The following is a 26,088-nucleotide window of genomic DNA, read 5'->3' as shown; positions in this document are numbered from 1 at the left end:
CTTGGAAGCCCATGATGGCTCATTGACCATCTTATCGGCAGGTCAGGTCGAAAGCCACGAGGGGATTGCGCCTTGGGCAGGGTTGACCGCGATGGCCGCAACGGCCGCGACGGGTGATGCCTCAATGCCGCGTGGCAAAGGCCACGCGGACGCCCTGCTGAAGGCGCTGTTGGTCAGAGACGGGGGGCGTGGGGTGGCCAATCATTTCATCGGCAGCCTCTGCCCAGGTCAGCGTGCCATGGGTAAAGCCCAGGGGCGCCAGGGCGCGGCTGACCCACTGGGTGCCGCTGAAGCGCTGAGTGTCGCCTTGGGCCGTGCTGAGCAGGCTGACGGAGTGGTCACGATGGAGCCGGACGATATACCAGCCCATGTCGAGCCCGTGCAGTTCGACCTCGGGCCGCGGTTCGGCAAGATGGGCCAGTTCGTCCAGGGTCAGGCGAAGGGGGAGTGGCGATGGCATGGTGTCACCTCATTGGCTTGCAGGCATGCCAGATGAGTCTAATAAATGTGACATATTTGTATAGCTTTTGTTGGATTGGCCACCCCTCGCCAAAAAGCCCGAGCAGTTGCCCGCTCGGGCGTGGGCATGGCCCAACCGCACTCGTCCTGGTCAGCCGTTGCGGAACAGGAAGCTGTAGGCATTGAGGGCGGGCACGCCGCCCAGGTGGGCATACAGCACCTTGGAGCCTGCCGGGAACTCGCCGTTGCGCACCCTATCGATCATGCCGTGCATGGACTTGCCTTCGTACACCGGGTCGGTGAGCACGCCTTCCAGGCGGGCGCAGAGGCGAATGGCCTCTAGGGTGCCTTCATTGGGCAGGCCGTATTCGGGGCCGCCGTAGCGGGTGTCCAGGATCACGTCGTCATCGGCAATGCCGCCTTCCAGTTCGACCAGCTCGGCGGTGTGGCGGGCAATGCGCAGAATCTGCGCCCGAGTTTGCTCGGGCTTGGCCGAGGCGTCGATGCCGATCACACGCTGGGCGCGGCCATCGGCGGCAAAGCCCACCACCATCCCGGCCTGGGTGCTGCCGGTCACCGAGCACACCACGATATAGTCGAAGGTGAAGCCCAGCTCTTTTTCCTGCTGGCGCACCTCTTCGGCAAAGCCGACGAAGCCCAAACCGCCGTAGGGGTGTTCGGAACAGCCCGCGGGAATGGGGAACGGCTTGCCGCCCTGCTGGCGCACATCCTCCATGGCCTGCTCCCAGCTAGGGCGAATGCCGATATCGAAACCGGCAGCATCCAGGCGAACGTCGGCCCCCATGATGCGCGACATCTCGATATTGCCGACCCGGTCATACACCGCATCGGAGTAGTTCACCCAGTTCTCCTGAACGAGAACGCACTTCATGCCCAGGTGCGCCGCGACGGCAGCCACCTGACGCGTCTGGTTGGACTGGATTCCGCCAATCGACACCAGCGTATCGCAGCCTTGCTCCAGCGCTTCGGGAATGAGGTACTCCAGCTTGCGGGTCTTGTTGCCGCCGAAGGCCAGGCCGCTGTTGCAGTCCTCGCGCTTGGCATACAGCTCGACCTCGCCGCCCAGATGGGCGCTCAGCCGTTTGAGAGGTGTGATCGGGGAGGGGCCGAACGTCAGTGGATAACGGGGGTAGCGTTCAAGGTTCATGGCAAGCTCCTGCATTGGCAGTCAACGCGATAGACAAGGATCGCGGGGTAACGGTGGTTGGAACGTTGGCGTGCTCCCTGAGGTTTATAGTAGGCGCTTGCCTATCCTGGCGGGTTGCGAAATGAGGGCTTTATAAACAACAATGGATTGTCTAGTTGCGTTTGTAGGTTTGATTAATTCGTAAATTCGTTATTTTAGTAAATAATAATGTGTGCCAAGCGAGCGGGAGGGGCCTCAGAGCCCCATGCCATGGGCGGTGAGCTGGATCGTATCGACAAGCGTATTCTCAAGCTGCTTCAGGAGGATGCGACGCTTTCCAATGTGGCGCTGGCCGAGCAGGTGAACCTCAGCCCTGCGGCCTGTTTGCGGCGTGTCGAAAAACTGAAGCGAGACGGGGTGATCAGCCGAATCGTGGCCCACCTGAACCCGGAGCCCCTGCAGGCAGGCATGGTGGTGTTGATTGGCGTAGTGCTGGACCGCTCGACGCCAGAATCTTTCGCGGCGTTCGAGGCGGCGGCTCAAAAAGTGTCGGGCTGCATGGAGTGCCACGTGGTCACCGGGGAGTTCGACTACTTCATGCTGGTGCGCACCAGGGATAGCCAAAGCTTCAACCGGCTACACGCCGAGCAGTTGCTCTACCTGCCCGGCGTGCGTCAGATTCGTTCGTTCATGGGGCTGCGGGAGGTGGTGTCGACTCATAAGGTGCCGATCTAATCCCTGGGAAAACGCGCTTCCAGCTCGGCGACCTGCTCCGGCGTCAACCCGCGCGGGTTCTCGCCTCGCAGCAGCAGGTACAGCTTGGCGGTCTCTTCCAGCTCTTCGGTGGCATACACCGCCGCTTCGAGGGTATTCCCCGCCACCACCGGGCCGTGGTTGGCCAGCAGCACCGCGCTGTGCTTGCCCGCTAGCCCACGCACGGCCTCCCCCAGCTGAGGGTCTCCAGGAATGTGATAAGGCACCAGCGGCAGCTTGCCCACCCGCATCACGTAGTAGGCGGTGAGCGGTGGAATACAGTCGCAGGGGTCTACCCCCGGCAGGCACGACACCGCCACCGAGTGGGTGGAGTGCAGGTGCACGATGGCGCCAGACTGCGGGCGCTCGTCGTACATGGCCATGTGCAGGAACTGCTCCTTGGTGGGCGCATCACCGCTGAGCAGCTGGCCCTGCGGGTCCAGGTGCGAAATACGGGCCGGATCTAGCCGCCCCAGGCAGGCGTTGGTGGGGGTCATCAGCCAGCCGCCATCGTCCAGCCGCACGCTGATATTGCCGCTGGAGCCCATGGTCAGGCCCCGGTCGAACAAGGATTTACCGAGCGTGCTGATCTGCTCGCGCAGGGCGTTCTGATGCCGGTGGCGAAGGGGCGTGCTCATGCCAGCACCTCGAAGGCCCGGGTGAAGAAGTCCACGCCGCCAAAGTTGCCGGACTTCAGCGCCAGCGACAGCGGCGCCTCACGGCCTAGCCACGGGGACTGGGTCCAAGGTACGCCGGGGTCGATCTGCTCACCGATGCGCAGCGTGGTAATGCCCAGCGCCGAAACCACCGCGCCGGAGGTTTCGCCCCCCGCCACCAGCAAGCGGCCCACGCCTTCATTGACCAGCGTGACCGCCAAGTGGCTCAGTGCGGTTTCCACCAGGTGCCCGGCCTGGGCAACGCCCAACGCCGCCTGGGCCGCTTTCACCTTGTCCGGGTCGGCCGAAGCGTAGATCAGGGTGGGGGCCTGCAACGGCAAGCGCTCCAGGGCGAAGGCCAGCGCCTGCTCCCACTGCTTGTCGCCTTCGCTCAGCGATAAAGGGTCCAGTGCAAAGCCACCGTCCGGGTGCTTGGCCAGGAAGTCGGCCACTTGCGCCAGGGTGGCCCGTGAGCAGCTACCCGACAGTACCAGCGCCCCGCCCGCCGCAGGCGCTAAACGCCCCGGTTCGGTGATCGTCTCCAGCCAGCCTTGGGCTCGGTACTGCGCGGGCAGCGCCTGGCCCAGGCCTGAACCGCCAGTGACCAGCGCCATCGAGACGGTGGCTTCGGCCAGCACGTCCAAATCCTGCTCATCCAGGGTGTCACAGATCACATGGCGTACGCCCTGTTCGGCCAGGGACGACAAATGCGCCCCGGTGGCCTCGGCACCGTTCGCCAGCACTTGGCGGCTGGCCAGCCCCACGGCGTGAGGCGTTTGGCGGGAGAGCACGCGGACCAGATCGGCATCCTGCATGGGGGTGAGCGGGTGGTGCTGCATGCCGCTGTCGTTGAGCAAACGGTCGCCGACGAACAGGTGCCCCTGGTATACCGTGCGGCCATTGACCGGGAAGGCTGGCACCATCACGGTTTGAGCTGCGCCCAATGCCTCCAGCAGGGCATCGGCCACGGGGCCGATGTTGCCCTCGTCGGTGGAGTCGAAGGTGGAGCAGTACTTGAAGAACAGCTGTCGGGCGCCCTGGGCGCGCAGCCAATCGAGGGCGGCCAGGGAGTCGGTCACGGCCTCTTCCACCGGGCAGGAGCGCGACTTGAGCGCCACCACCACGGCATCGATGTCGCGAAGGTCCACCGCTTCTTGCGGCACGCCGATCACCTGCAGGCAGCGCATGCCGCCGCGCACCAGGTTATTGGCCAGATCGGTGGCGCCGGTGAAGTCATCGGCGATGGCACCAAGGAGAAGAGTCATGGGTCGCTTCCGTGGTCAGAGGTTAAGAAGTCGCTTTATTCAGGCGCGCGCGCTTGATGAGCGGCATGACAATGGTGATGGTCAGCAGCAGCGCTGCCACGGCCAGTAACGAAGCGCTGATGGGTCGCGTGAAGAAAATCGACAGATCCCCCTGCGACATGGAGAGCGCACGGCGAAGCTCGCTCTCGGCGATGGGCCCCAGTACCAAGCCAAGAATGATGGAGACCAGCGGGAATTTGAGTTTCTCCAGCAGGAACCCCAGCACACCGAAGCCAAGCATCAGCCACACATCGAACATCGAGTTGCGCACCGAGTAGGTGCCCACGATGCAGCACATGATGATGATGGGCCCAAGAGCGGAATACGGAACGTTCAGCAGCTTGGTAAACAGGGTGATGAAGGGCTTGGAGAACAGCAGGATCATGAAGTTGACGATGAACAGGCCCGCAAACACGGCATAGATCAGACTGCTGTGCGTCATCATGAACATGGGCCCTGGCTGCAGGCCGTGCATGATGAACGCCCCCAGAATCACGGCCGTCGTGCCACTGCCGGGAATGCCCAGAGCAAACAGCGGCACCAAGGCGCCCATGGCGGCGGCATTGTTGGCCGACTCAGGCGCCGCAATGCCCTCGGGTGCCCCTTTGCCAAACTTTTCAGGATGTTTGGACCAGCGCACCGTCTCGCTATAGCTGACCATGGCGGCGGTGCTGGCACCGATGCCCGGCAGAATGCCGATGATGACGCCAATCAAGGAAGAGCGCGTCAGCGTCGGGCCGATCTTGCGCAGGATGGGCAGGTCGAAGATCTTGACCTTCACCTTCTTGAGCGGCTGATGGGTATCTTGATCCAGCGCGCGCTTCATGACCTCCGAGACGGCAAACAGGCCCACGATCATGGGAATCAGCCCGACACCTTCCATCAGGTTCAGGTTGTCGAAGGTGTAGCGGCTGGTGCCGGTGAGCGGGTCGATCCCGATGGTGGCGATGAATAGCCCCAAGGTCGCGCCGATCAGGCCATATATCAAGCGTCCGCCGAGTGACGCCACCACCGTCAGCCCTAAAACCGCCAGAGCAAAATACTCCGGGGACGAAAAGCGCAGCGCCATGGTGGCCAGCATCGGTGTGAAAATGATCAAGGCAATGGTGCCGACCAGCCCGCCAATGGCCGAACTGAGCACGCCGATGCCCAGCGCTTTGCCAGCCTGGCCTTGCTGCGTCATGGGGTAGCCATCGAACGCGGTCATGACCGCTTCCGGGGTGCCCGGCGCACGGTAGAGAATGGCCGTGATCAGCCCCGAGAAAACCGTGGCTCCATAAATGGCCGTCAGCACCATGAAGGCCGTGGTGGAGTCCATGCCGTACGTGATGGGCAGCAGAATCACGACCAGAATCACACCGCTGATGCCCGGCAGGGCGCCACCGATGAAGCCGATGAACACGGCAGAAGTCAGCAGCAGCAGGTTCAGGGGCTGCATCACGACGGCTAACCCGCCAAGAAAATTCTCAAGCATGGGTAGCTCCTTGACAGAAAACAGTGATGACAAGGGAGAGCATCAGGCGTAACGCGCTCATAGCGGTATCCCCAGCAGCATGACGAAGACGCCTTGCATCAGCAGCGCGGCGATGACCACCGTGGCCGCGATGACCCGCCAGGAGCGTGCGCCCAGCAACAGCGTACATACCAGCGTGAACGCCACGCTGGCCGCCAGAAAACCGATCAGGCCAATCAGCCAGGTGTAGACGAGCGTGGCAGCGATCAGCCACCAATGGCGCGTCGATGCCAGCGTAAAGCGCCACGGCGGTGGGGTTTCGTCAACGGGGTCGTCGTCATAGCGCTTGCCTTGTTTGGCATCCCGCCAGGTGGTCAGCAAAAGCGCCGCGCCCAAGCCAATCAGCGCTAACAAGAGGATCAGCGGCCAGACACGCGGGCCGATGAAGGTCGACACTTGCTCCGAACTGGGAAACTGCAAGGTAGGCACGAGGCTGGCAAGGCCGAGCACTACGATGGCTATCGCAAAGAAAGAAATCCTGGCGTACATGATCAACCCCGAAGGGAGCATGGCGCGAACAACCCGCAACGCATTGCTCGTGCCGATGAATATCGAAAGGCAAGCAGCGGTGGCTGCCTGCCTTGCCCTGGTACGAGTGGCTTACTGCTCGTTGTTGAGCAGCCGCGAGTAAAGCTCGTAGTTGTGCTCGAGTCGCTCGCGGTAAGCGTCGCCTGCCATCCAGCCGTCGCGGTAGGTCAGGTTCACGCGCTCGGCATAGGCCTGGTAGTCTTCCGAATCGAAAATGCCCTTCAGCACTTCTTCCAGCCGTTGAACGAGCGGGGCCGGGGTATCCGCATGGACGAACACGGCCCGGTCGTTGCCATCGGTCAGGTCCCAGTCATGCTCCACGGTAGTGGGGACATCGGGAAAATCTGCCAGGCGCTCATCGCTGAACACGAGAATCGGCATCATTTGACCCGCTTCGATGTAGCTCAGCAGTGGGCTCAGCGAGGTCGTGGTGGCATCGATATTGTTGCCCAGGACATTGGCCGTGGCGTTGCCGGTGCTGTCGTAGGGAATGAAGCTCATGTCCAGGCCAGACGCGTCACGCAAGGAGAGAAAAGCCACGTGGTCGGGGCTCGCCGTGTGCGTGCCGCCCACGGTGACCTTGCCGGGGTTGGCTTGGGCATACTCCAGGAACGACTCGAAATCCGGGTAACGCTGCGGATTGACGAACAGCGCCATGACGTCCGACTGCATGCGGGCCACGGGGGTGATCTGATCCAGGCCCACCGGGTTCTGCCCAGCCGCCAACGAAGTCACGTAAGTGGTCGAGGCAAAGTCCAGCGTATGACCATCCGGAGCGCCATTGGCGGTGCGCTGGTGGGCCAGTGCGCCAGAAGCCGAGGGCAGGTTGACCACCGTGATGCGCGCGCCTCCCAGGGCCTCTTCGAACATGGGGCGAACCACGCGGGCGAAGTTATCCACGCCGCCTCCGGCACCCGCGGCCACCAGGAACTGGATCGGCTTGGTCGGGTAGTCGGCGGCTTCATCGGCCTGGGCGACCATGGCGGTGCTGATCAGGGCAACGCCCAGGGTCGTCATTTTCAGTGCGTGCGGTGTGAGCAAGAGCTTGGTAAGCATGGTGTTTCTCCTGACGGATTATTGTTGCTTTATTGTTTTGCGCTAGGTGCGCAATGGGCCCGTGGCACCAGCGACCCTCAGGCCAGCGTGCTGGCGTGTTCGGCGTTATCGACAGCGTATTGTTGCTTGAACAGCTCATCCTGCTGGTATCGCAGCTGCCTGAGTGTAGAGTCCGGCAGGGCGACATCGGCCAGCGTGATGGGCTGCTGGGGTGCGATATCACGAATGACCTCGGCACCGGGTAGTAGGTAAAAGGGCACCTTGGCGCTGGGTGAGAGCGGCTCGGCGGGATGAATTTCAGGGCGCAGGCCTTCGATGTGGCGATGATGCCCGCGCATCTCCAGGCGCTGGCCAGCCGCGATGGGCTGGGTAGCCCGTGCGGTCAGGTCGAAGCTCGGTGTGGTGGCGTGGCCGCCGCCGGAGGTCTGTTGATTGAGCACCACATCGAGCAGCGAGATGGGTGCTTCCAGCCCCAGCAGGTGGCGCGGCAGGTAGATCATGGCGCTACGCTCGCTGCGGCTCAGCACATGCCCCTTGTCGCGCAGCAGTGTCCAGACATGCGGGTCTTCACAGCGCACCACCACGAATACCCCACCGGCAAAGCTCAGCTCATCCGGGCGGCGCAGGCAGTTGAACACCTCAAGGCGCTTCAGCCCTTGCAGCATACCCCCTTCCGCCTGCAGGTCGAGCAACGTAGGGACTTCGGCGGTACGCAAGACCATGGCGTGAAACTCAGGCCGATCCGGGCACAGCCCGGTGGCGTTGGCCACGTTGACCATTTCGCACAGGTCCGGCACAGAAATTTGCGGAATGTCGGCCAGCAGGCGGCTGCGTGCCTCGACCACCTCGCGTTCGCCCCCTGGAGGCAGTTCCCACAGGTCGCTCAGGCCTGCGGCAGGGTAGCGCACGCCATTGCACTCGACCGTGGCGTTGGCCTCATCCCAGATGAAGTCGTACTCGCTGCTCTTGCCCGCCGCAATGATCTCGAAACCCAGTGTCTTGGCCCAGGTGAGCAGGCCAATCAGCAGGCTGGGCTGGTCGCCATCCATCGGGGTAAACAAGCGGCCCTGCTGATAGGCCAGGCGGGTCAGGTAAGGGCCCACCACGGACTCGGTCTCCTTGGTGGCAATGCCAACGTGTTTGCCGGCCAGCAAGGCCGCTTCGGCGTAGCGTGCGCCAACGTCCGGAATGCCCGTGGACTCGACCAGGATATCGAACGGCAGCGCCTTGATGGTTTCAAACGAAGCGGTGGCGATAAAAAAGCCGCTTTCCCAGGCCTGTTCGGCGTCGCTGGCAGAATGGCATACCATTATTTGAGCTTCTGGAACCCCCGCATGGCGAAGCGCCTCGACCGCTTTATCGGCATGGATATCGATGGCGATACGCGCCGATAGGCCACGCATCTGGCGTGCCTGACGCAATACGCCACGACCAAAATCCCCTGCGCCTGCGATGCAGGCTTCTACCACCTTGTCGGTATCGAAATGTTGTAAGTAGTTCATGAGGTGTGGGTCTTCCTGTGTCGGGACGCTCAGCCGAGGCCATCGCTTGGAGTGGCGTTGTGTGGCGGCAAGGCCTGGGTTGTCATTTGCATGAAATGTAGTGGTATACCATTTTGAGGGTCAAATTCTGAAGGGTTATACTTTGGTATCTGTTGGTCTGTTTTTGGCTCTATATGGCTGAAAATAATGATTTTTAATTTTCACCTAAATAGCCTTTAGCTATTTGAAAGCCAAGTTATGGTATGCCATTCTTGTGGCTCGCACATCACATGAAGACAGCCATGGAAGACATCACCCCGCCGAGCCAGCCGGGCCTGGTCGAAAAAGTCGCTCATTACCTGCGTGAACACATCGTGATGGATCATTTTCAGCCAGGGCAGCGGCTGCCTGAACGCACCCTGGCAGACGAGCTCCAGGTATCGCGCACGCCCATGCGCGAGGCCTTCAAGATCCTCGCTGCCGAAGGGTTGGTGGTGCTGTCGCCCAATCGTGGAGCCGTAGTGGCCGAGGTGAGCCCCGAAGACATGCAGGAGAAGCTGTATGTCTTGAGTGTGCTGGAGCAGGCGGCGGCAGAACTCACCTGTTCCCACGCCAGCGATGACGAGCTGGCAGAGCTTCAGGCGCTGCATTTCGAGATGAAAGCGGCCTTTCTGCGCCGCGACCGACAGAACTACTTCCGTCTGAATCAGGCCATCCATCGCCGTATCGTCGAGCTGGCCCGCAACCCGACGCTGACGGACATGCACGCCACCCTGAGTCGGCAGCTGTACCGCGTTCGCTACCTCTCCAACGACAAGAACGAAAAGTGGGCCAAAGCCATGGAGGAGCACGAAGCCATCATGGCCGCGCTGGAATCGCGCGACGCAGAGCGAGTAGGCCAAGAGCTGCGCCGCCACCTGGCCAAGACATGGGTGAAATATACCGATGACGATGTAACGGCATCGGGGTGAGGTAGTGGTCATGCAACGACGTCATGCTTTGAGCGCTTTGCTGATAAAATCTAAAAAGCGATGGTCGTTGGCATGCGCAATATTGATGCGCATGGAGTTGGCGTCAGTACTGTCGGGGCGAAGCGAGAAAATGGCACCAGGGGCAATGAAAATGCCTTGTTCGGATGCCTGTTTGGCCAGCTCGGTGGTATTGATGTGCAGAGGAAGTCTGGCCCATAGGTAGTAGCCTCCACCGGGGCCAGTTACATCGCTGACCCCGATCTGGCCGAGCACTCTGATGGCAGTGGCGCTTGCCTTGGCTACACGTTCGCGAAGCTGTGCCAGATGGCGCCGATAGCGCCCTCTTGCCAGCAGGTCATGAATGATCATCTCATTGAACGTCGAGGTATTCACGACCGTCAGCATCTTGATATCGATCAGTGCTCGGATCACTGAGCGGCTGCCCGCTACATACCCGCAGCGCAGGCCAGTGGAGAGCGTTTTCGAGAAAGTACCCACATAGATGACTCTTTCCAGGCCATCCAGTGCGGCAAGGTGGGGGCTGCCTTTGGGTAAAATATCTGCGAACACATCGTCTTCTACCAGTGTGACTCCATAGTGGTCCGCGAGCTTCAAGAGCCGATGCATGTTGCTCAGTGACATGGAGCTGCCGGTAGGGTTATGAGCGTTGGGCTGCAAGAAAAACAGCCTCGGCCGATATTGCCTGGCTTTTCTCTCGAACTCTTCCAGGTCTGGGCCACTCGCGGTACGTGGCACGCCCACCAATTTGGCTTTTGCAAGCCGCAGCTTTCCGAAAAGAGGGTAGTAACCTGGTGTTTCAACCAGCACGTTCTCGCCGGGTGCAATGAAGTGGCGGATAATCAGATCAAAAGCGTGGTTCGCTCCGAAGGTCATCATGATTTGATCATGTGAGGCGTGAATCGAACGCCCCGCCAGTGACATTGCCAGGCTCTCTCGTAAAGGAGAGTAGCCCTGAGGCATGCCGTATTCGACATCACTCATTTCATCGGATAAGCCGGTGCGGCGTCTTATTAAACGCATCAATTCGGTGCCGCCCATCCAACTGGCTGGTGCGCGTCCATCCCCCACACGTACTGCGAAGTTGCCGACCAGCTGTTCTCGCAGTAGTGAGACGCTGTCGACTGCCTCAGAAAGGTCGTGCGTGGACTTATCCATGGGTGAGGGACGTGGGCGCGTGACAAAGAATCCTGCCCCCTGGCGAGCGCTCAAGTGCCCCTGCGCCACTAGCTGATCATAAGCATCTATTACTGTGTTTTTAGATACGCCAAATTGTTGGGCTGCTTCTCGGATAGAGGCTACTCGTGTGCCCGGAGAAAGCCGCCCATCGTCGATGGCTTTCAAAAGAGCAGTGGCGACTTGGCGAGATTTTGACATGAATGCTCTCAAGGGAGGTAAAACTGTACCCTTCATTGGATGGGTACAGTACTTCGTACAATTCCAGTCTTTGTACCTTACTCAGCGCCTTGTCTTTCCACAAGCTAGGGTCAGCCTAATTGGGTATACAACACTAATAATGATCTCCGCGGAGAATAGGCATGTCTGATAAAATAACGAACTACCTTACCGTTTGGGACGATACGGTGACAGGTAAAGACCTGATCATTGCGCTATCGATCTCTACCCCACTGACACTGGGCGGGTTCATTTTTACTCCGTGGCCAGCCCCTATGCCGTTAATTATCGGCCTGTGTGGAGCGCTGCTGGGATTTTTCATCAATGCGATCTGTCTGCGTCCTAAGCGCCAGCTGGATATCGAAGGTGAGGTGTAGTCATGGATGCACTTATCCTCCTGCAGATGTTGATCGCCGCGTTGATAGGCGTGGTTGTCTATACCGCTATTGGGGTGGCGCCGGGTACCGATGAAACGGCAGTCCTTGCCCCCGTCACACTGGCATTAGTCGTCGCAGGCATCCCTTTGCCTGTCGTGCTGGCTTTTTTCATGGCGGCGATTGTGGCGAAAAAATTGACGGATTCGATACCCGTGTCGGTCGCAGGTATACCCGGTGGGGTCATGTCGGCTCCCATGGTCGAGCATGCCATGATTTTGAAGCGTGAAGGGCATGCTACCTTGGCGATTCGCAAGATGGCTTCGGGGTCGGTCATCGGAACGCTCGTGGCGATTCCGGTCAGCTTGTTTCTGGCTTTCCTGCTGACACCCTTGGCGGATGTATTGAGCCAATATGCCAGCCAGATATTCTTCGTAGGTGCCGTTTTTTTGGCGCTGATGAGTCGCGAGAAAGTCATCAGTCTGATCAGCATTGTCATACTGGCTGCGCTGATTCAGGCCCTGCGTCATTTCTACTGGGGAATGGGCGTCATCCCTGAAGGGCAGGTCGTCTTTATCTCTTTCTTCCTGGGCATCACGATCGGCCCGATGATTTTCAATCTGGCCCAGCTAACCGTTCGTGAAGAGCGGCGCAAAATGTCGGTACCCGAGCCCAAGACCATCAAGATTTACGCGGCAAATGATGGTAGTGATGACCAGCGAATTCCCAATCCATTTCGGATTCTGACGCGACAGGAAGCGGTATCCGCGACGGCTGCCTCGGTGCTTGGCTCGGCTACTTTCTTCATGAGCCCGGTTGGGATCACCATTTTTCTGGGCGAAGTGGTGTCGAGCTGGGTGAAAGGTACGGTGGAAAAGGCGAGTCGTGCACTCTCGTCAATGGATGCGGTCACCAATGCTGCCTATATCGCGGGCATTTTGATACCGCTGGCGGCCTTGGGTATTCCGATGAGCCCCATGGCCATCGGTCCTGGTAATGCATTCTTTAATGCTCCTCCCGTGCTCACTCTGGAGCAGAATGCCCACCATCTTATGAGCTTTGGAGAGATCGCCATCGCCACCATTCTGGGTGCTGGGGTCGCTCTGTTGATTACCTATCCCATTGCCGTTCGCTATGCACGGCATATATGCGTCTTCGTGTTCCAACGTATCCCCCATGAGGCATTTCTGGCGATGTTCTTCTCGCTGGTGATGCTGCTGGCTTATATGGATGCCGGGGTGATGGGCATTCTGGGGGTGGGCGTGCTCGCTCTGGTGGCTGGGCTTTTGAACCGCTGGGGCGTGAACTACGGCGTACAGTTCATGACCCTCTACGCAGCTCCTTGGCTAATGGGCTGGATGGCTTGAAAGCACGATAGAGTACGGCAACGAAATTTTATCCACATGTAGGTACCAATGATGACAACAACGACTTCACGCATACCGGGCTTTTATCAACTTTCTCCACGCGAGCGGCTGCGCAAAGTGGCTGCCATGAGTGGGCTGGATGCCGACGGCGAGGCACATCTGGCAGACACCGGTAATCTCCCAGCCGAGATCGCTGATAGCATGATCGAAAATGTGATTGGTACCTTGAATCTGCCGATTGGGGTGGCCACTAATTTATTGATCGATGGTGAAGAACCTCTTGTACCCATGGCAACGGAAGAGTCATCGGTGGTGGCAGCCGTATGTAATGCGGCGCGGCAGTGTCGCGAGTCAGGCGGTTTTCATACCGATACCTCCTCTCCTGTCATGATCGCTCAAGTGCAATTGATTGGCGTGCCTAACCCCGTTTTTGCTCGCCTGCGGCTGCTGGAGGCGCGAGCTGAAATCAAGCGAATCTGTGACGCTACAGACCCCGTACTGTTAAAGCACGGAGGGGGCTTTCGTGATCTGGAAGTGCGTGTCCTGGAGGATATGGTGATCGTACATCTACTGGTGGATGTGCGTGATGCCATGGGTGCCAATGCCGTGAACTCAATGGCTGAAGCGGTGGCACCCTCACTGGCAGAATGGTCGGGGGGTGAAAGCCGTTTGCGAATCCTTTCCAACTTGGCGGACCGCCGTATAGCCAGGGCACGAGCCACGTGGCGCCTGGATGAAATCGGGGGTGAGTCGGTGCGCGATGGCATGCTGCAGGCATTTCGCTTCGCCGATTTAGATCCTTATCGGGCGGCGACCCATAATAAAGGGATCATGAATGGGGTCAGCGCGGTGGTGCTGGCAACCGGCAACGATACTCGGGCAGTGGAAGCTGGCGCGCATGCCTATGCTGCACGTACAGGGCGTTATCGCTCGTTGACTCACTGGGAAGCAGATGGCGATGGCAACTTGACCGGCACCTTGGAAATGCCCATGCCCGTAGGGTTGATCGGCGGAGCCACCCGTGCGCACCCAACCGCTCGCCGCTGTCTCGATATCCTGGGTGTTAGTAGTGCGGATAAATTGGCACGTATCATCGTTGCGGTAGGGCTGGCGCAGAATTTTGCAGCGATGAAAGCGCTGGCGACGACCGGAATCCAAAAAGGGCATATGGCGCTGCATGCTAAAAACATCGCTTTGATGGCCGGGGCCGAAGGGGAGGAGGTGTCTCAAGTCGCCGATGCGCTGGTGCGCCGGGGCAGTGTGCGAGTCGATGTTGCCCAGGGTGAGTTGGCTCTGTTGCGCAAACAACGTGCCTCCACGTGAAATGACGTCGCCTTTCAGGAGGATAAAACCAGTACGTGCTGCCCCTTGGGACCTCGTGGCGTCTGCTGCAGTTCGGCATCATAGATCTCAGCGATAGTGGAAGATGTGAGTACGGAGTGTGGTAAGCCACGCGCCACCCGCTGCCCACGATGCATCAGCCATACGTGGTCCGCGAAGGTGCTGGCCAGGTTCAGGTCGTGCAGGACGCAGGCGATGGCCATCTGGTGTTGGCTGGCCCAGCGGCGTAGCTGGCGCATGAGGCGTTGCTGTTGGCCAATGTCCAGTGCGCTGGTGGGTTCGTCCAGCAGCAGCAGGCCGCCGTCGGTGGCGTCAGGCAAGCGGCGTGACAGCAGTTGGCAGGCACCTCGGGCAATCATCACGCGCTGGCGTTCGCCGCCGGATAGTGAGAGGACGCTGCGGCGAGCCAGGTGAGTCAGGTCCAGCTCGTCCAGCAACTGTGCCACCAGCGCCTTCGACGGCTGGCTGCCCAGGCTCACCAGCTCTTCGGTGTGCCAGTCAAAGCCTGGGGGCTCCTGCTGGGCGACCAGTGCGCGACGGTTGGCCAGTGCCGCGATGGGCCACGTAGGCAGGGGGTGGCCATCGAGCAACAGCTGCCCGGTTTCGCAGGGACGAAAGCCCGAGAGCAGGCTGAGGAGCGTACTTTTGCCTGCGCCGTTGGGGCCGACGATGGCCAGCAGTTCTCCCGGCAGCAGCGTGCCGCTGAGCGGTGTAAGGGCGGGGGCACGCAGCAGGCCTGCGTCGCAAAGCGTCAGCATGGTCGGTTCCGGCGCATCAGCAAATAGAGAAAGTAGGGGCCGCCCAACAGGCTGGTGAGCAGCCCCACGGGCATTTCGGCCGGTGCCCCCAGCGTGCGTGCCAGGGCGTCGGCCGCGACCAGCAGAATCGCACCGCCCAGCATGGAAGCCGGTAACAGCAGGCGATGCCCTGGGCCTAGCCATAGGCGCAAGCAGTGGGGCACCAGCAAGCCAAGAAAACCGATGACCCCGGTCAAAGCCACGCATAGGCCGACCCCAAGCGAGGTGGCGATCACGACCCGGCGCTTCAGGTGCGCGATTTCCAGCCCGGCGGCGTGGGCGGTGGCTTCGCCCAGCTGGAGTAAGTCGAGCTGCGTCGCGCTGCGCAGCAGTAGCCAAAGCGAGAAGGCCACCACTCCCAGGGCAACGGCGGTAGTACGCCATAGCGCATTGGTCAGTGTGCCCATGCCCCACAGGCTAAGCTGGCGCAGCTGCTCGTCGCTGGCCAGAAAGGCCAACACTCCGCCGCCAGCGCCTGCCAGGGTATTGATGGCCAGCCCCGCCAGCAGCAGCGACATCACCGCCGCACTGCCGCCGCCTTGACGGCTGGCGATACCAAAAATCAGCAGGCAAACGCACAATGCTCCCAGAAACCCTGCGGCAAACTGACCATACAGGCTGCTGGCAGCGCTGCCCTGTACCAGCACAATCCAGAGCGCCACGAACAGACCGGCTCCGCTGGCCAAGCCCAGCAGCGTGGGGTCGGCCAGCGGGTTGCGAAATAGCCCCTGCATGGCGGCCCCGCTGCCTGCCAACATGGCCCCCACGGCCATGCCCAGCAGGAGCCTGGGCAGGCGAAGTTGCCACCATACTTGCAGGCTCAAGGAGTCTGCCGTGCCGCTCAGCGCTGCCCACGGGGAGATGCCGAGCACGCCGGTGCTGGCGCTGATGGCCAGCGTGGCTACCAATGCCAACGCCAGGCCGCTCAGAACCCGGGTGGAGCGGCTCATGGTCGGTCGGCCTGGGCGCACGGAGATATAAGCGGGTTGTCGTGGGTTCATCGGCTGGCCTGTGCGGCGTGGTGACTGAGCAGGGCTTCCACCTGCTGGCGCAGCGTCAACAGGGCCTCGGGCGTGCGAGGCCCAAATCCCAGCAGTGCCTGATCATCCACCACGATCAGGCGCTGGTCGCTTCCCGCCGGGGTCATGGCCATGCCGGGCAGGCTCCAGAGTGCCGCCTCTCCGCCGAGTGCCTCCAGGCCTCGTGTGGACATGACGACGACCTCGGGGGAGTGCTGAACCAGGGCTTCTGCCGACACATTGTGGTAGCCCGTCATTTCCGCAAAAGCATTGTGCAATCCCACGGCTTGCAAAGCGGTATGGACGGCTGTCTCACGTCCGGCAGCCCTCGGGGTCAGGCCGCTGCGTTGCAGGATGAACATGGCTTGAATGTCGGGCAGTGGGGGCAGGGCGGCCAATCGCTCAAGGTCGCTGGTCAGCGACTCCGCCAGCGCTGAGCCGGCCTGCGGTTCGCCGATGTATTCACTGATATGGCGCACCTTGTGGGCAATGGCCTCCAGTGAGGCTGGGGCACTGACGACCTCTACCGCCACGCCCACCGCAGCCAACTGCTCCAGGACTTCGCGGGGGCCCGCCTGCTCGGCGGCCAGAATGCGTGTAGGCGAGACGGAGAGCACGCTTTCTGCCGAGAGCTGACGCAAATAGCCCACGGAGGGCAAGGCCGCCATCTCGGGAGGGTAGACCACCGTATCGTCCCGGGCGACGACGTGCTGCTCGGCGCCCAGGGCGCTCAGGGTTTCGGCGATATCGCCTCCCAGTACCAGCCAGCGCTCGCTGGCCAGCGCGGAGGCGCTCAGCGCTAGGCTCAGCAGAGCGACTCCCATGGCTCGAAACGGCCTGAATGCAAAGGCGTGGCCTACGAGTCTCATGCCACGGCCTCACGCTGGCTCAAGGTGTTCAAGAGTTGCCGCCACTCCCGCCGTTCGCTGCGCCCTTCCTGACGCTCTGCGTAGAGCTGCAGCACCAGTGAGCCCTGCGCATCGAAGGCCTCGACACTGGTGACGCCGCCATCGCGGTTGGGTTTGTTGACTACCCATAGCTGCTCGATAGCCGTGTCGTTGAGGTGCAGCGTGAACTGCTCGCCAAATAGGTTCAGCCAGCCTCTGGCGCGCACGGCTGCGGGCAGCGTGCCCGTTCGGATCTGCACGCAGCCTGGGCTGGCTACAAATAGCATCAGCGGTAGCGCTTGCCGGTGGACCTCCAGGAACAGAGTCTCCAGCGCATGGACAGGGAGCGTGTAGGTGTATTGGCCTTCCATGAGCTGATTGGCTTCCAGCCGCTCCAGGCGATGGCGCTGTAACAGAGCAAAGAACTGGTGGACGTCGCTCATGGCCGCCCACTCCTGGGCCAGGGTGGGGGCGCTGGGGAGCGGTCGCTGGGGGCGCGGCATGCTGTGAGTAAAGGCCGGGGTGTCCAGTGTGCCCAGGGCGGCCAGCGTCTCCCAGGCCTCGGTGCGCGGTTCGTCCAGTGCGAAGCACTTGTGAATGGCGCAGCCGTGCTGATCGAATACCTGCAGGCTCCAGCGGTGCGTGATGGTGCCTGTATCGGTAGGCATGGGGTCGCGTATCAGGCAGGCCCAATGCCAGTGGCTGTATAGCAGGCGCAAATCCAGCCCGCCGGGGTCGAGCATCAAGCCGGTGTGGGTGCCTCCCGCCAGGCTTGGGTAGGTGCCGTGCTGCTCCAGCACGGCCAGCCGCGAGCGGGTCAGTGCCTTGACGTGGCCCAACTGATGCCACCAGGCTGCCAGCGCCCTGGGGGCGAGTGGCAGTGTCCATACTTCCCTGCCCAGCCGGGCGGCCTGAAGCTCGCCCTCACTGATGCCAAGCCGTTCGGCGATCTCGATGGCCGGTAGGCGGGGTTGGGCAGCCCGTGCGCTGCTGAAGGCTTCCAGAATCGCGGTTTGTTGGGGGTGTGTCATGGTCGGTCTCCTGATTACCACTGCCAGTTCAGCGTGGCGAACAGGCTGCGGCCATCGCCCAGACTGCCATCCGGGCGGTACCACTCCTTGTCGCCCACGTTGGCCAGGCGCAGCGATGTGTCGAGGGCAGGGGTGACTTGCCAGGCCAGATGCAGGTCGTGCAGGCCATATCCTGGCAGCCGTTCGTCGCTGCTCTGTTTGTCGAAGTCGCGGGCGAACCGGCCCTGCCAGCCCACGCGCAACGCGCGGTCGTAAAGGGCCAGCTCGCTGCCCAGGGTCATTTCCAGAGGCGTCTGGCTGCCTAGCGCTTCGCCGCTATCGCGGTCCTTGCCCGAGACCTCGGAAAGGCCTGCAAAGCTGGTGAGTAGCGGGAAGGCGCTGGGCTGCCAGGCAAGGCGAGCGTCGTATCCCCATAGCTGGGCACGCTGCACGTTCACCGCCTGGGTGGTGCCCGCCATGATATCGACCTGGGTATCGATGAAGTCGTCTGCCCGCGTATCGAAATAGCTGGCGCGCGCTTGCCAGTCGCCCTGGTGCCATACCACACCGCTCTCCCAGGTATGGCTGGTTTCCGGGGCCAGCTCCGGGTTGGGGATCCAGAAGTTGTCCGGAGTACAGAAGAACGGGCCTGCACAGAAGCCCGCAAAGTGCCGCTCACTGGCGTACAGCTCGGACAGGCTTGGCGCGCGGAAGGCCTCGGCATAACCCGAGAACAGCATCACGCCTTGCTGCGGTCGCCAGGCCACTCGGAAACGTGGCGATACTCGGTCGTGGACGCTGGCATCGCTGGCTTGGCCTGAGGCGTCGTAGCGGTCATAGCGCGCGCCCACACCCAAATCCCACTGCCCGGCGCCGCCCTCTGCCAGATAACGCCCCGCCGTGAGGGTGGTATCCAGATAGGCCGCTTGCGTGTCGATGTCGGCATGCGGGAAGCCGTTGGCACTGCCTTCCGGACGCTGGCGTGCCTGCTCCAGTTCGGCCCCGAAAACCAGCGTTTGTGATAACCAGCCATGCTCCAGGCGGTGATAGCCGTCGCTTTGCAGGCCTACGCGCTCCAGCGTGCGGCTTGTCTGAGGCTCGCTAATCTCCTGCTGGCTGAAACTGAGGCGTGAGGTGATGTCGGTTACCGGGCTGGGCTGCCAGCGATGACCCAGCTGCAGGTTATGGCTCTCCACCTCGCGATCACGCAGCGGATTGCTGGTGGTGACATCGCGCTGCTGAGGGTTGGCGGGCTGGGTAGTGTCCTCATCGTAATACTGCCAGCCGATGAACAGCCGGTGCTCGTCGTTGGGTTCCCAGCCACCTTTGACGAGCAGGCTGTTGAGGCTGGCATCCTCCTCGGCCTTATCGCCCCCCGCCCGACGTATATCTCCCGACTCGCTGCGCCCCACGGAGAACAGTCCATCTACCTGTCCTCTCGATGTGTCCTGTCGGCCAAAGGCGCTCAGGTTGCCGCGCAGTTCACCGCTGGCGGTCGCCCCGCCCACTGACAGCCGAGCCCCGCTGTTTTCCCCAGCGGCCAGTAAGTCGCTGGCTTCCACCGTGGTGAAGCTCACCACGCCTCCCATGGCATTGCTGCCGTACAGGCTGGAGAGCGCCCCCCGCGCCACCTGCACCTCCTGAACAAGGGCCGGGTCAAGGAAGAAGTTGCCAATGTGGCCTGTGGTAATGTCCTGGCGCACGCCATCCAGCCGCACCAACACGCCATTGCGCCCAAAGCCGCGCATGCTCAGGGTCTGGCCGTTGCGACGCCCTTGGCCTGCCACATGCAAGCCAGGCTGACGGCTGAGAATGTCCTCCACGCGGCTGGCGGTTGCGAGTTCCGTATCCGTGCGGTCAATGATGTCGATGATCAGCGGAGCGGAGGAGAGGTCTGTCGGTGCCCGTGTACCGGTGACCGTCACCAGATGAAGCGACGAGTCGTCAGCCTGTACCGAAAGCAGCGGCAATAGGGTGAGGCAAATGCCCAGAGAGTAGGATGGTTTCATGAGCCAGCAATATCCAACGTAGCGTGATGGAGTAATTCGCTGGCTGGGTACGCAGGTTACCTGGCTGGCTGAAGCAAAAGGAAAATCAAGCGGTCAGGATCAATTTGCCGCTTTTCGTACGACGAAGCACATAGCGCCGCTGTTCGTGATGAATTACCAGTTGGCCATCCTGATCGAGCAGTGCCTGACTGGTAACCTCACGGGGCGAGCCAGATGAGCCTTCTGTCGGGGCATCTTTTTTATCGGGCTGCATGAGAGGATATTCCCTGTGTTAATGATAACTATTGCTATTAAGTTAACAGGGTTTGGCAATGTGCTCAAGAGGGGGAGGATCGAAAGGCTGGCAACACTCGGTTCATGTTGATGGGAAGGGGAAGAAGAAGGGGGGAAGGGTAAAAGCATCGCCGAGCAGTCTCGCCTGCTCGGCGATGGGGTACAAAAGCCGAGGGTGTGAACGATCACGCCACTTGTTGAGCGTGTTCCGTCGACGTCGATAGCAGGAAGCCGCGCAGTATCTTTTCCATGCGCCTGCGCGCATCTGCATGTTCCAGATCGAGAAAGTGGCCAGCGCCAGGCACTTCCTCAAACAGGCAATTTGGCATGTAATGGCTGGCCGCCTGGATATCTTCGGGGGATGTGTACTCATCCAGCGTACCATTGACGAACAGAGTGGGTACTTCGATATTGCTGAGTACTTCTTTATAGTCGGTATCGTTCATGGACAAGATCTGCTCGATATGAAAGCACGTTTGTGATAGTTCTTGTTCATCCAATCTGGATAAGTGTCTATAGTTGATATGCTTGAGCAGGCGAGGCAAGTATTTGCCCACTTCGTCATTTAACAAGTGTGCAGCTGCCTGGATTTCACCTGTCTGGATATAGTGTCTTGCGCCATGTATATAGCGCAGCATGTCATCATTCAACTGCGTGGAAAACGATGCAAGTACCGCTTTTTTGATGGAGCTGGGTGACTGGGCAAGTGCCATCATGGCGGCATATCCCCCCCAGGAAACCGACAGCAATGACGTGGGTTCGTAGCGTTCGATCAACGCCATGAGAATGGCGACTTCGTCTTCCTTGGTAATGATGTCCGTGTTTGGGTTGTGCGGCTTGGATTGCCCGGAGAAGGGGAGGTCGAACAGAATGACGTTCATGTCTCCACTTAAGTATTTGACACAGTTGGTAAAGGAGGCTGTGGTCGCGAGTGCCCCGTTGACCATGATGACGCTTTCCGCATGGCTGGGGTGTTGGTACGTTTCTACGTGAATGCGGTACTTGCCTATCGGTATGACGCTTTTATCGGCTTTCATGATGTTTCCTCACTGCGGCTTGTACATCGGATGATGTGAGCTCGTGCGTGCTGGTATCAGTGCTGAAAAAAGTCAGCGCATTTGCTGTCACGGAGATCGCAAGTAAGGTTGTTATTGTTGGAGAGTTGTTGTTTCTCTCTGATCTTCATCCAACGGGACTGTCATGTATGTAAGAGAAAGACGATAAAGCTTGTAGGAAATACGCTACTTCAATGTAAGTTTTATCTTATATGTAATATTTAAAATGAATTTTGTGTGGTTGTGTAATGAGATGGCATTAAAGGGTAATGGGAGGTTTTGATAAGCAAGGAACGTTTGGTGAAGCAATGCAACGCCGTTTTGCGGCATGATCAACGAGCGGCCCCATTTCCTGACGGAGAAGAGGGCCGCTCATGCTTGTTCACCGTCAGCGCGTGGCTGCACTCAAGTCGCTGTCGCCTTCGTAGGTCAGGTTGGTTTCCCAACTTTCACTGCTGACGGCAATGGCGGCGTGAATGCTTGGGCTATCACCTGCCTTGAAGGCCTTGTAAATCGCTTTGTGGTCTTTCAAGGCGGTTTCAGGGAGAGAGCGCATGGATGTTTCCAGTGCTGCTTCGATCAGTTGCAGCAGCGTTTCTCCCACTCGAATCGTCATGGGATTATGGGTGCTGTGCAAGATGGCGCGATGGAAGGCAATGTCGTGTCGTGACGTTTGCTCGCCTGCTCGGATGGCTTCTCCGCACCGCCATCGGGGTGGCGACGCTGCCCGGCAATGCTGCGGTGGAAGTCGAAGCGATCTTTGAAGTGCGCTAAGTACCCCCTCGGAGGAGAACGCATGCAGGATTCAGTGATTTTTTTACCGTTACGTGAGCAGCGCGCGCGCCTGCGGGCTGGCACTCTCACCGCCACCGAGCTGGCCGAGGCTGCGATAGCGGCTTACCACCAGCGCGGCCAACACGATCATGCCTATCTTACCTGGAACGGAGAGCAGGCACTGGCGATGGCAAAGGCGGCCGATGCCGTGCTGGCACAGGGGGGCGATGCGGGGGCGCTCATGGGGATGGCGGTATCGATCAAGGATATCTACGCCGTGAAAGGGCTGCCGACGTATGCAGGCTCGGCCCAGCAACTTCCCAAGCGCTGGGAGCATTCAGGCCCGGTGGTGAGTGCGTTGCTGAAGCAGCTGCCTTCCGTCATGGGTAAAACCCATACCGTCGAGTTTGCTTTTGGCGGATTGGGCACCAACGCCCATTGGGGAGCCCCGCGCAACCCCTGGGACGCGATGGCTCACCGCACGCCCGGCGGCTCCAGTTCCGGGGCGGGGGTGTCGCTGGTGGGAGGCACCGCCAGCCTGGCATTCGGTACGGATACCGCAGGCTCTGTACGTATCCCTGCTGCCATGACCGGCGTCGTTGGTCTGAAGACCACTGCCGGGCGCTGGTCCACGGAGCAGATCGTACCGCTCTCCAGCACGCTGGATACCCCAGGGCTGCTGGCGCGCCGAGTGGATGATATCGCTTTTGCGTTCGATGCCCTCGACCCGGTCCTGAGCGGCAGCGATAGTGGTGTTCCAGCGACCCCCTGTCTTGCGGGCCTGACCTTTGGCGTGCCGGAGACGTTTTTCTGGGACAACTGCAGCCCCGGTATTGCGGAAACGGTGCGCGCTGCAATCAAGCGATTGGAAGCTGCCGGTGCTCGGATCGTGACGCTGGAGCTGCCCGGTATCGATGAGGCGTATGAATTGTTCAAGCTGGGCGGGGTGGCAGCTGCGGAGCTGGCAGCGTTCCTGAAGAGTGAGTTGCCCGAGATGATCGACTCCCTCGACCCCAATGTCGCGGCTCGGGGGGCGGCAGCCGATACGATGCCTGCCTGGGAGTATGTGCGTCGTCGCACGATCCTGGATTCGCTCTATCAAACTGCCGCTGCGCGTATGGCGGATGTGGATGCGGTGCTGACCCCTACCGTGGCGATTACCCCGCCTACCCTGGAGAGTCTGCAGCCCGAAGGCGCATACCCCAAGGCCAATATGCACGCCTTGCGCAATACGGTCATTGCCAACTTTCTGGGGCTCTGTGCCTTGACGCTGCCGGTAGGAAAAGACGCCGAAGGCATGCCGGTGGGCCTGCAAGTGCTGGCCGGGCCATGGCAGGACGCGAAACTGCTGGCCATCGGGCAGGCCATTGAAAACGAGCTGGGCACAGGTCTGGACATTCTTGGCCAGCCGCCCGCAGTGTGACGGCCGGAGCTAGGCTTTGTACGAAAAGTCGGCGAGCGTAGGCAGTATTCGTACAAAGCCTAAGTGCTCCCGCCTACCTGCAGCGTGAACCCCACATCGTGTTGGCGGCGGTAGACGTGTTTACCGCTTAGCCTGCGGATCAGCTCTTTGGCGGCCAGCCGCCCCATCTCTTCTCTGGGCGACAGAATGGTGGTGAGCGGTGGGGTCACGTGTTGGCCAAGGGGCAGGCCGTTGAAGCCAGCAATGGCGATGTCGCCCGGCACATCGAGCCCCTGGCGCTGCGCAGCCAGCAGCGCACCGGCGGCCAGGTCGTCGTTGGCGAAATGGATGGCCTGGGTGCGCGGGTAATGCGCCAGTACCTGGGCCAGGCTGTCTGCGCCCGCTTGCAGGCTGCCCAGCGTGTCCAGCTCCACCAGCGAGGCGTCCAGGCCGTGGGCCGTCAACACCGCCTTGTGCCCTTCGTAGCGCATGCCCGCTCGGTAATCCTGAGACAAGCGTGCGCCGACATAGACAATATGGCGATAGCCTCTGTCGATCAGGTGGGTAGCCATGCAGCGCCCCGCCGCCACGTGGTCCAGCCCGACGTTCAAGTCCATGCCCTTGCCCAGCTCCATCACCTCCATGATGGGATGATCCCAGTTGTTCAGCAGGGTCTGGCAGGCGTGGTTATGTCGCAGCCCTGCGGTAATCAGGGCCGAGCATGACCAGCCCAGAAAAGTGCGCACTAACTGATATTCGCGGTCCAGGTCGTAGTCGGTGTTGCCCAGCAGTATCTGATACCCCTCGGCCTCCAGGGTGTCTTGCAGTCCCTTGATCACTTCCACGAACACGGTGTTGATCAGGGAAGGCACGATGACGGCGATCAGCCTGGAGCGTGAGGAAGCGAGACTGCCCGCCACCAGGTTGGGCACATAGCCCAACTGCTCCACGGCATCGAGCACGCGCTCTCGGGTCTGGTCGCTGACTTTCTCGGGCGTGTTCAGCGCCCGTGATGCGGTAATCGGCGAAACACTGGCCAATTCAGCCACCTGGCTGAGGGTGATCTGGTCCGTGCGGCGGCGTGCTCTCGCTGGGCTGGAAGCATCTTTAGACATTGGTCGCACGTCCCTATCGTTCAGCTTGTGATGAGAGAAAGAATAATCTAAAACGAATGTTAGCGCTATCATGACAGCGCTAACATAAACCGCCGTGAGCATGCCCTTGTGAGCATATGCCCATGATCTGCCCTTGCGAACACGGCGCGCGGTATTCAGAACGATGCTGCAGTCAAAACAATATTTAAAATAACAACAGTGAGGTAGCCGCCGGTGAGTCACGATACACAGCAATCCCCGTCAGTCGGTGTGATCGGGTTAGGTGCCATGGGAATGGGCACCGCTACGGCGCTGCTGGAGCGCGGCTTCAAGGTTATCGGGTGCGATATTTCAGCGGCTGCCCGCGAAGCCTTCATCACGGCCGGTGGCCACAGCGTGGCCACGCCGCAAGCGCTGTCAGGGTGCGAGGTGGTGCTGGTCATCGTGGTCAATGGCCAGCAGGTGGAAGACGTACTGTTTGGCGAGCAGGGCGTGGTGCCCCACCTTGCGCCCGGGAGTGTGATCGTGCAGTGCGCCACGGTAGCGCCCAGCCAGGCCAGGCAACTGGGTGAGCGCCTGGCCGCAGCGGGCATGGCGATGCTGGATGCCCCTATCAGTGGCGGTGCCGCCAAGGCCAGAAGCGGTGATTTATCAGTGATGGCCTCCGGCCTGCCGGATGTGTTCAAGAAGGCCCAGCTGATACTGGATGCCATGGCCGCCAAAGTGTATCGCCTGGGCGACGCGCCTGGGGTGGGTTCCAGCATGAAGCTGGTCAATCAGCTGCTGGCCGGGGTGCATATCGCCACTGCCGCCGAAGCCATGGCGCTGGGCATCCGCATGGGCCTCGACCCCGAGGTGATCTATGAGGTGATCACCCACTCGGCGGGCAACTCCTGGATGTTCGAGAACCGCGTACCGCACATCTTGAGCGGCGACTACACGCCGCTGTCTGCCGTCGATATCTTCGTCAAGGACCTCAATATCGTCCACCAGACGGGCCGTGAGCTGTCACTGGCCACGCCGGTGGCCGCCAGTGCATTGCAGCAATTTACCGCGGCCAGCGGCGCAGGCTTCGGGCGCGAAGATGACTCGGCGGTGATCAAGGTCTATCAACGCCTGTCAGGCATCGCCTTGCCAGACGCGGCCAACGACGCTGAAGGTGGCGCGCCATGAGCCGGGGGATCGTACTGGGCGCTATCGCCGACGACTTCACCGGCGCCACCGATCTGGCCAATAACCTGGTGCGCGGCGGCATGCGCTGCCTGCAGGTGATCGGCGTGCCGCAAGAAACGGTAGACCTTCGCGACATCGATGCCGTGGTGGTGGCGCTCAAGTCGCGCTCCTGCCCGGTGGAAGAGGCCGTGGCCGACTCCCTGGCCGCCCTCGATTGGCTGCGCGCCCAGGG

26 protein-coding genes are annotated in these 26,088 nt (G+C 60.9%); 8 read left to right on the top strand and 18 right to left on the bottom strand.

Annotated elements, in window-relative coordinates:
• Positions 1-121: 121 nt before the first annotated feature.
• Positions 122-460, bottom strand: coding sequence for a DUF6482 family protein (locus tag HSS18214_RS0110475; protein ID WP_016915255.1), 339 nt, complete (start codon positions 458-460; stop codon positions 122-124).
• A gap of 150 nt (positions 461-610) precedes the next feature.
• On the bottom strand, positions 611-1,627 hold the full coding sequence (locus tag HSS18214_RS0110470; RefSeq protein ID WP_016915254.1) for a 1-aminocyclopropane-1-carboxylate deaminase: 1,017 nt from the start codon (positions 1,625-1,627) through the stop codon (positions 611-613).
• Between the two features lie 207 nt (positions 1,628-1,834).
• Between HSS18214_RS0110470 and HSS18214_RS0110465 the strand changes: the two genes are divergently transcribed.
• Positions 1,835-2,341, top strand: coding sequence for an Lrp/AsnC family transcriptional regulator (locus HSS18214_RS0110465; RefSeq protein WP_083844190.1), 507 nt, complete (start codon positions 1,835-1,837; stop codon positions 2,339-2,341).
• On the opposite strand, the gene otnC is transcribed toward HSS18214_RS0110465, so the two are convergent.
• The 6 genes from otnC to HSS18214_RS0110435 form a co-directional block, all read right to left on the bottom strand.
• A complete protein-coding gene (gene otnC, locus HSS18214_RS0110460; protein WP_016915252.1) occupies positions 2,338-2,997 on the bottom strand; it encodes a 3-oxo-tetronate 4-phosphate decarboxylase in 660 nt (219 codons plus the stop codon). The genes HSS18214_RS0110465 and otnC overlap by 4 nt on opposite strands.
• The gene (gene otnK / locus HSS18214_RS0110455; protein ID WP_016915251.1) at positions 2,994-4,280 is read right to left on the bottom strand and encodes a 3-oxo-tetronate kinase; all 1,287 of its coding nucleotides are present in this window, start codon (positions 4,278-4,280) and stop codon (positions 2,994-2,996) included. Before otnK ends, otnC begins: the two co-directional genes overlap by 4 nt.
• A gap of 22 nt (positions 4,281-4,302) precedes the next feature.
• On the bottom strand, positions 4,303-5,793 hold the full coding sequence (locus HSS18214_RS0110450; RefSeq protein ID WP_016915250.1) for a tripartite tricarboxylate transporter permease: 1,491 nt from the start codon (positions 5,791-5,793) through the stop codon (positions 4,303-4,305).
• A gap of 57 nt (positions 5,794-5,850) precedes the next feature.
• Positions 5,851-6,321, bottom strand: a complete 471-nt coding sequence (locus tag HSS18214_RS0110445) for a tripartite tricarboxylate transporter TctB family protein (protein WP_026001873.1) — start codon at positions 6,319-6,321, stop codon at positions 5,851-5,853.
• A 111-nt stretch (positions 6,322-6,432) separates the two neighbouring features.
• Entirely contained in the window at positions 6,433-7,416 is a 984-nt protein-coding gene (locus tag HSS18214_RS0110440) for a Bug family tripartite tricarboxylate transporter substrate binding protein (RefSeq protein WP_016915248.1), read from the bottom strand.
• A 77-nt stretch (positions 7,417-7,493) separates the two neighbouring features.
• On the bottom strand, positions 7,494-8,918 hold the full coding sequence (locus tag HSS18214_RS0110435) for a hypothetical protein (protein WP_016915247.1): 1,425 nt from the start codon (positions 8,916-8,918) through the stop codon (positions 7,494-7,496).
• Between the two features lie 281 nt (positions 8,919-9,199).
• Here HSS18214_RS0110435 and HSS18214_RS0110430 point away from each other — a divergent pair, with 281 nt between their 5' ends.
• Entirely contained in the window at positions 9,200-9,868 is a 669-nt protein-coding gene (locus tag HSS18214_RS0110430) for a GntR family transcriptional regulator (RefSeq protein WP_016915246.1), read from the top strand.
• Positions 9,869-9,889: 21 nt separating this feature from the next.
• Here the strand turns inward: HSS18214_RS0110430 and HSS18214_RS0110425 are convergent, their stop codons facing one another.
• Entirely contained in the window at positions 9,890-11,263 is a 1,374-nt protein-coding gene (locus HSS18214_RS0110425) for an aminotransferase-like domain-containing protein (RefSeq protein ID WP_026001872.1), read from the bottom strand.
• Between the two features lie 161 nt (positions 11,264-11,424).
• Between HSS18214_RS0110425 and HSS18214_RS0110415 the strand changes: the two genes are divergently transcribed.
• Genes HSS18214_RS0110415 through HSS18214_RS0110405 form a run of 3 tightly spaced genes read left to right on the top strand, consistent with a single transcriptional unit; the run spans position 11,425 to position 14,345 of the window.
• Positions 11,425-11,658 (top strand): hypothetical protein, encoded by a 234-nt coding sequence (locus HSS18214_RS0110415; protein ID WP_016915243.1) that lies wholly within the window; start codon positions 11,425-11,427, stop codon positions 11,656-11,658.
• Between the two features lie 2 nt (positions 11,659-11,660).
• Complete coding sequence (locus tag HSS18214_RS0110410) at positions 11,661-13,022, top strand: tripartite tricarboxylate transporter permease (RefSeq protein ID WP_016915242.1); 1,362 nt, start codon at positions 11,661-11,663, stop codon at positions 13,020-13,022.
• Positions 13,023-13,073: 51 nt separating this feature from the next.
• Entirely contained in the window at positions 13,074-14,345 is a 1,272-nt protein-coding gene (locus HSS18214_RS0110405) for a hydroxymethylglutaryl-CoA reductase, degradative (protein ID WP_026001871.1), read from the top strand.
• A 14-nt stretch (positions 14,346-14,359) separates the two neighbouring features.
• On the opposite strand, the gene HSS18214_RS0110400 is transcribed toward HSS18214_RS0110405, so the two are convergent.
• The 8 genes from HSS18214_RS0110400 to HSS18214_RS18085 all read right to left on the bottom strand — a co-directional run bounded on the left by HSS18214_RS0110400 (position 14,360) and on the right by HSS18214_RS18085 (position 22,053).
• Positions 14,360-15,121, bottom strand: coding sequence for an ATP-binding cassette domain-containing protein (locus HSS18214_RS0110400; RefSeq protein ID WP_016915240.1), 762 nt, complete (start codon positions 15,119-15,121; stop codon positions 14,360-14,362).
• Positions 15,115-16,110 (bottom strand): FecCD family ABC transporter permease, encoded by a 996-nt coding sequence (locus HSS18214_RS0110395; protein ID WP_016915239.1) that lies wholly within the window; start codon positions 16,108-16,110, stop codon positions 15,115-15,117. Before HSS18214_RS0110395 ends, HSS18214_RS0110400 begins: the two co-directional genes overlap by 7 nt.
• 47 nt (positions 16,111-16,157) lie before the next feature.
• Complete coding sequence (locus HSS18214_RS0110390) at positions 16,158-17,048, bottom strand: heme/hemin ABC transporter substrate-binding protein (RefSeq protein WP_016915238.1); 891 nt, start codon at positions 17,046-17,048, stop codon at positions 16,158-16,160.
• Positions 17,045-18,097: a heme degradation protein gene (locus HSS18214_RS0110385; RefSeq protein WP_016915237.1), complete on the bottom strand. Its 1,053-nt coding sequence runs from the start codon at positions 18,095-18,097 to the stop codon at positions 17,045-17,047. Before HSS18214_RS0110385 ends, HSS18214_RS0110390 begins: the two co-directional genes overlap by 4 nt.
• Positions 18,098-18,111: 14 nt before the next feature.
• Positions 18,112-20,085 carry a TonB-dependent receptor domain-containing protein gene (locus HSS18214_RS0110380; RefSeq protein WP_016915236.1) on the bottom strand — a complete coding sequence of 658 codons (1,974 nt, stop codon included), beginning with the start codon at positions 20,083-20,085 and terminating at the stop codon, positions 18,112-18,114.
• A gap of 85 nt (positions 20,086-20,170) precedes the next feature.
• Positions 20,171-20,338, bottom strand: a complete 168-nt coding sequence (hemP, locus tag HSS18214_RS18745) for a hemin uptake protein HemP (RefSeq protein WP_016915235.1) — start codon at positions 20,336-20,338, stop codon at positions 20,171-20,173.
• A 205-nt stretch (positions 20,339-20,543) separates the two neighbouring features.
• Positions 20,544-21,395 carry an alpha/beta fold hydrolase gene (locus HSS18214_RS0110370; RefSeq protein WP_016915234.1) on the bottom strand — a complete coding sequence of 284 codons (852 nt, stop codon included), beginning with the start codon at positions 21,393-21,395 and terminating at the stop codon, positions 20,544-20,546.
• A gap of 406 nt (positions 21,396-21,801) precedes the next feature.
• Positions 21,802-22,053: a hypothetical protein gene (locus HSS18214_RS18085; protein WP_337459490.1), complete on the bottom strand. Its 252-nt coding sequence runs from the start codon at positions 22,051-22,053 to the stop codon at positions 21,802-21,804.
• Between the two features lie 156 nt (positions 22,054-22,209).
• Here HSS18214_RS18085 and HSS18214_RS0110355 point away from each other — a divergent pair, with 156 nt between their 5' ends.
• Positions 22,210-23,610 carry an amidase gene (locus tag HSS18214_RS0110355; RefSeq protein WP_016915231.1) on the top strand — a complete coding sequence of 467 codons (1,401 nt, stop codon included), beginning with the start codon at positions 22,210-22,212 and terminating at the stop codon, positions 23,608-23,610.
• A 59-nt stretch (positions 23,611-23,669) separates the two neighbouring features.
• Here HSS18214_RS0110355 and HSS18214_RS0110350 read toward each other — a convergent pair whose 3' ends face one another.
• Positions 23,670-24,704, bottom strand: coding sequence for a LacI family DNA-binding transcriptional regulator (locus tag HSS18214_RS0110350; protein WP_016915230.1), 1,035 nt, complete (start codon positions 24,702-24,704; stop codon positions 23,670-23,672).
• A gap of 213 nt (positions 24,705-24,917) precedes the next feature.
• Here HSS18214_RS0110350 and ltnD point away from each other — a divergent pair, with 213 nt between their 5' ends.
• On the top strand, positions 24,918-25,856 hold the full coding sequence (ltnD, locus tag HSS18214_RS0110345; RefSeq protein ID WP_026001870.1) for an L-threonate dehydrogenase: 939 nt from the start codon (positions 24,918-24,920) through the stop codon (positions 25,854-25,856).
• A partial coding sequence (locus HSS18214_RS18080) for a four-carbon acid sugar kinase family protein (RefSeq protein WP_040461020.1) occupies positions 25,853-26,088 on the top strand: 236 nt, incomplete at its 3' end. The genes ltnD and HSS18214_RS18080, both read left to right, overlap by 4 nt.

It is taken from the genome of Vreelandella stevensii S18214, from assembly GCF_000275725.1.
GTDB lineage: Bacteria > Pseudomonadota > Gammaproteobacteria > Pseudomonadales > Halomonadaceae > Vreelandella > Vreelandella stevensii.
This window is presented reverse-complemented; position numbering and strand designations above follow the sequence as displayed.

Bases quoted from the DNA above. Each gene is read 5' to 3' on its own strand.
- HSS18214_RS0110400 (WP_016915240.1), bottom strand. From the start codon at position 15,121: ATGCTGACGCTTTGCGACGCAGGCCTGCTGCGTGCCCCCGCCCTTACA.
- otnK (WP_016915251.1), bottom strand. From the start codon at position 4,280: ATGACTCTTCTCCTTGGTGCCATCGCCGATGACTTCACCGGCGCCACC.
- HSS18214_RS0110445 (WP_026001873.1), bottom strand. From the start codon at position 6,321: ATGTACGCCAGGATTTCTTTCTTTGCGATAGCCATCGTAGTGCTCGGC.
- HSS18214_RS0110410 (WP_016915242.1), top strand. From the start codon at position 11,661: ATGGATGCACTTATCCTCCTGCAGATGTTGATCGCCGCGTTGATAGGC.
- HSS18214_RS0110435 (WP_016915247.1), bottom strand. From the start codon at position 8,918: ATGAACTACTTACAACATTTCGATACCGACAAGGTGGTAGAAGCCTGC.
- HSS18214_RS0110390 (WP_016915238.1), bottom strand. From the start codon at position 17,048: ATGAGACTCGTAGGCCACGCCTTTGCATTCAGGCCGTTTCGAGCCATG.
- hemP (WP_016915235.1), bottom strand. From the start codon at position 20,338: ATGCAGCCCGATAAAAAAGATGCCCCGACAGAAGGCTCATCTGGCTCG.
- HSS18214_RS0110405 (WP_026001871.1), top strand. From the start codon at position 13,074: ATGACAACAACGACTTCACGCATACCGGGCTTTTATCAACTTTCTCCA.
- HSS18214_RS0110380 (WP_016915236.1), bottom strand. From the start codon at position 20,085: ATGAAACCATCCTACTCTCTGGGCATTTGCCTCACCCTATTGCCGCTG.
- HSS18214_RS0110350 (WP_016915230.1), bottom strand. From the start codon at position 24,704: ATGTCTAAAGATGCTTCCAGCCCAGCGAGAGCACGCCGCCGCACGGAC.
- HSS18214_RS0110450 (WP_016915250.1), bottom strand. From the start codon at position 5,793: ATGCTTGAGAATTTTCTTGGCGGGTTAGCCGTCGTGATGCAGCCCCTG.
- HSS18214_RS0110440 (WP_016915248.1), bottom strand. From the start codon at position 7,416: ATGCTTACCAAGCTCTTGCTCACACCGCACGCACTGAAAATGACGACC.
- HSS18214_RS0110430 (WP_016915246.1), top strand. From the start codon at position 9,200: ATGGAAGACATCACCCCGCCGAGCCAGCCGGGCCTGGTCGAAAAAGTC.
- HSS18214_RS0110465 (WP_083844190.1), top strand. From the start codon at position 1,835: ATGTGTGCCAAGCGAGCGGGAGGGGCCTCAGAGCCCCATGCCATGGGC.
- HSS18214_RS0110370 (WP_016915234.1), bottom strand. From the start codon at position 21,395: ATGAAAGCCGATAAAAGCGTCATACCGATAGGCAAGTACCGCATTCAC.
- HSS18214_RS0110395 (WP_016915239.1), bottom strand. From the start codon at position 16,110: ATGAGCCGCTCCACCCGGGTTCTGAGCGGCCTGGCGTTGGCATTGGTA.
- HSS18214_RS0110470 (WP_016915254.1), bottom strand. From the start codon at position 1,627: ATGAACCTTGAACGCTACCCCCGTTATCCACTGACGTTCGGCCCCTCC.
- HSS18214_RS0110385 (WP_016915237.1), bottom strand. From the start codon at position 18,097: ATGACACACCCCCAACAAACCGCGATTCTGGAAGCCTTCAGCAGCGCA.
- HSS18214_RS0110475 (WP_016915255.1), bottom strand. From the start codon at position 460: ATGCCATCGCCACTCCCCCTTCGCCTGACCCTGGACGAACTGGCCCAT.
- HSS18214_RS0110355 (WP_016915231.1), top strand. From the start codon at position 22,210: ATGCAGGATTCAGTGATTTTTTTACCGTTACGTGAGCAGCGCGCGCGC.
- otnC (WP_016915252.1), bottom strand. From the start codon at position 2,997: ATGAGCACGCCCCTTCGCCACCGGCATCAGAACGCCCTGCGCGAGCAG.
- HSS18214_RS0110415 (WP_016915243.1), top strand. From the start codon at position 11,425: ATGTCTGATAAAATAACGAACTACCTTACCGTTTGGGACGATACGGTG.
- HSS18214_RS0110425 (WP_026001872.1), bottom strand. From the start codon at position 11,263: ATGTCAAAATCTCGCCAAGTCGCCACTGCTCTTTTGAAAGCCATCGAC.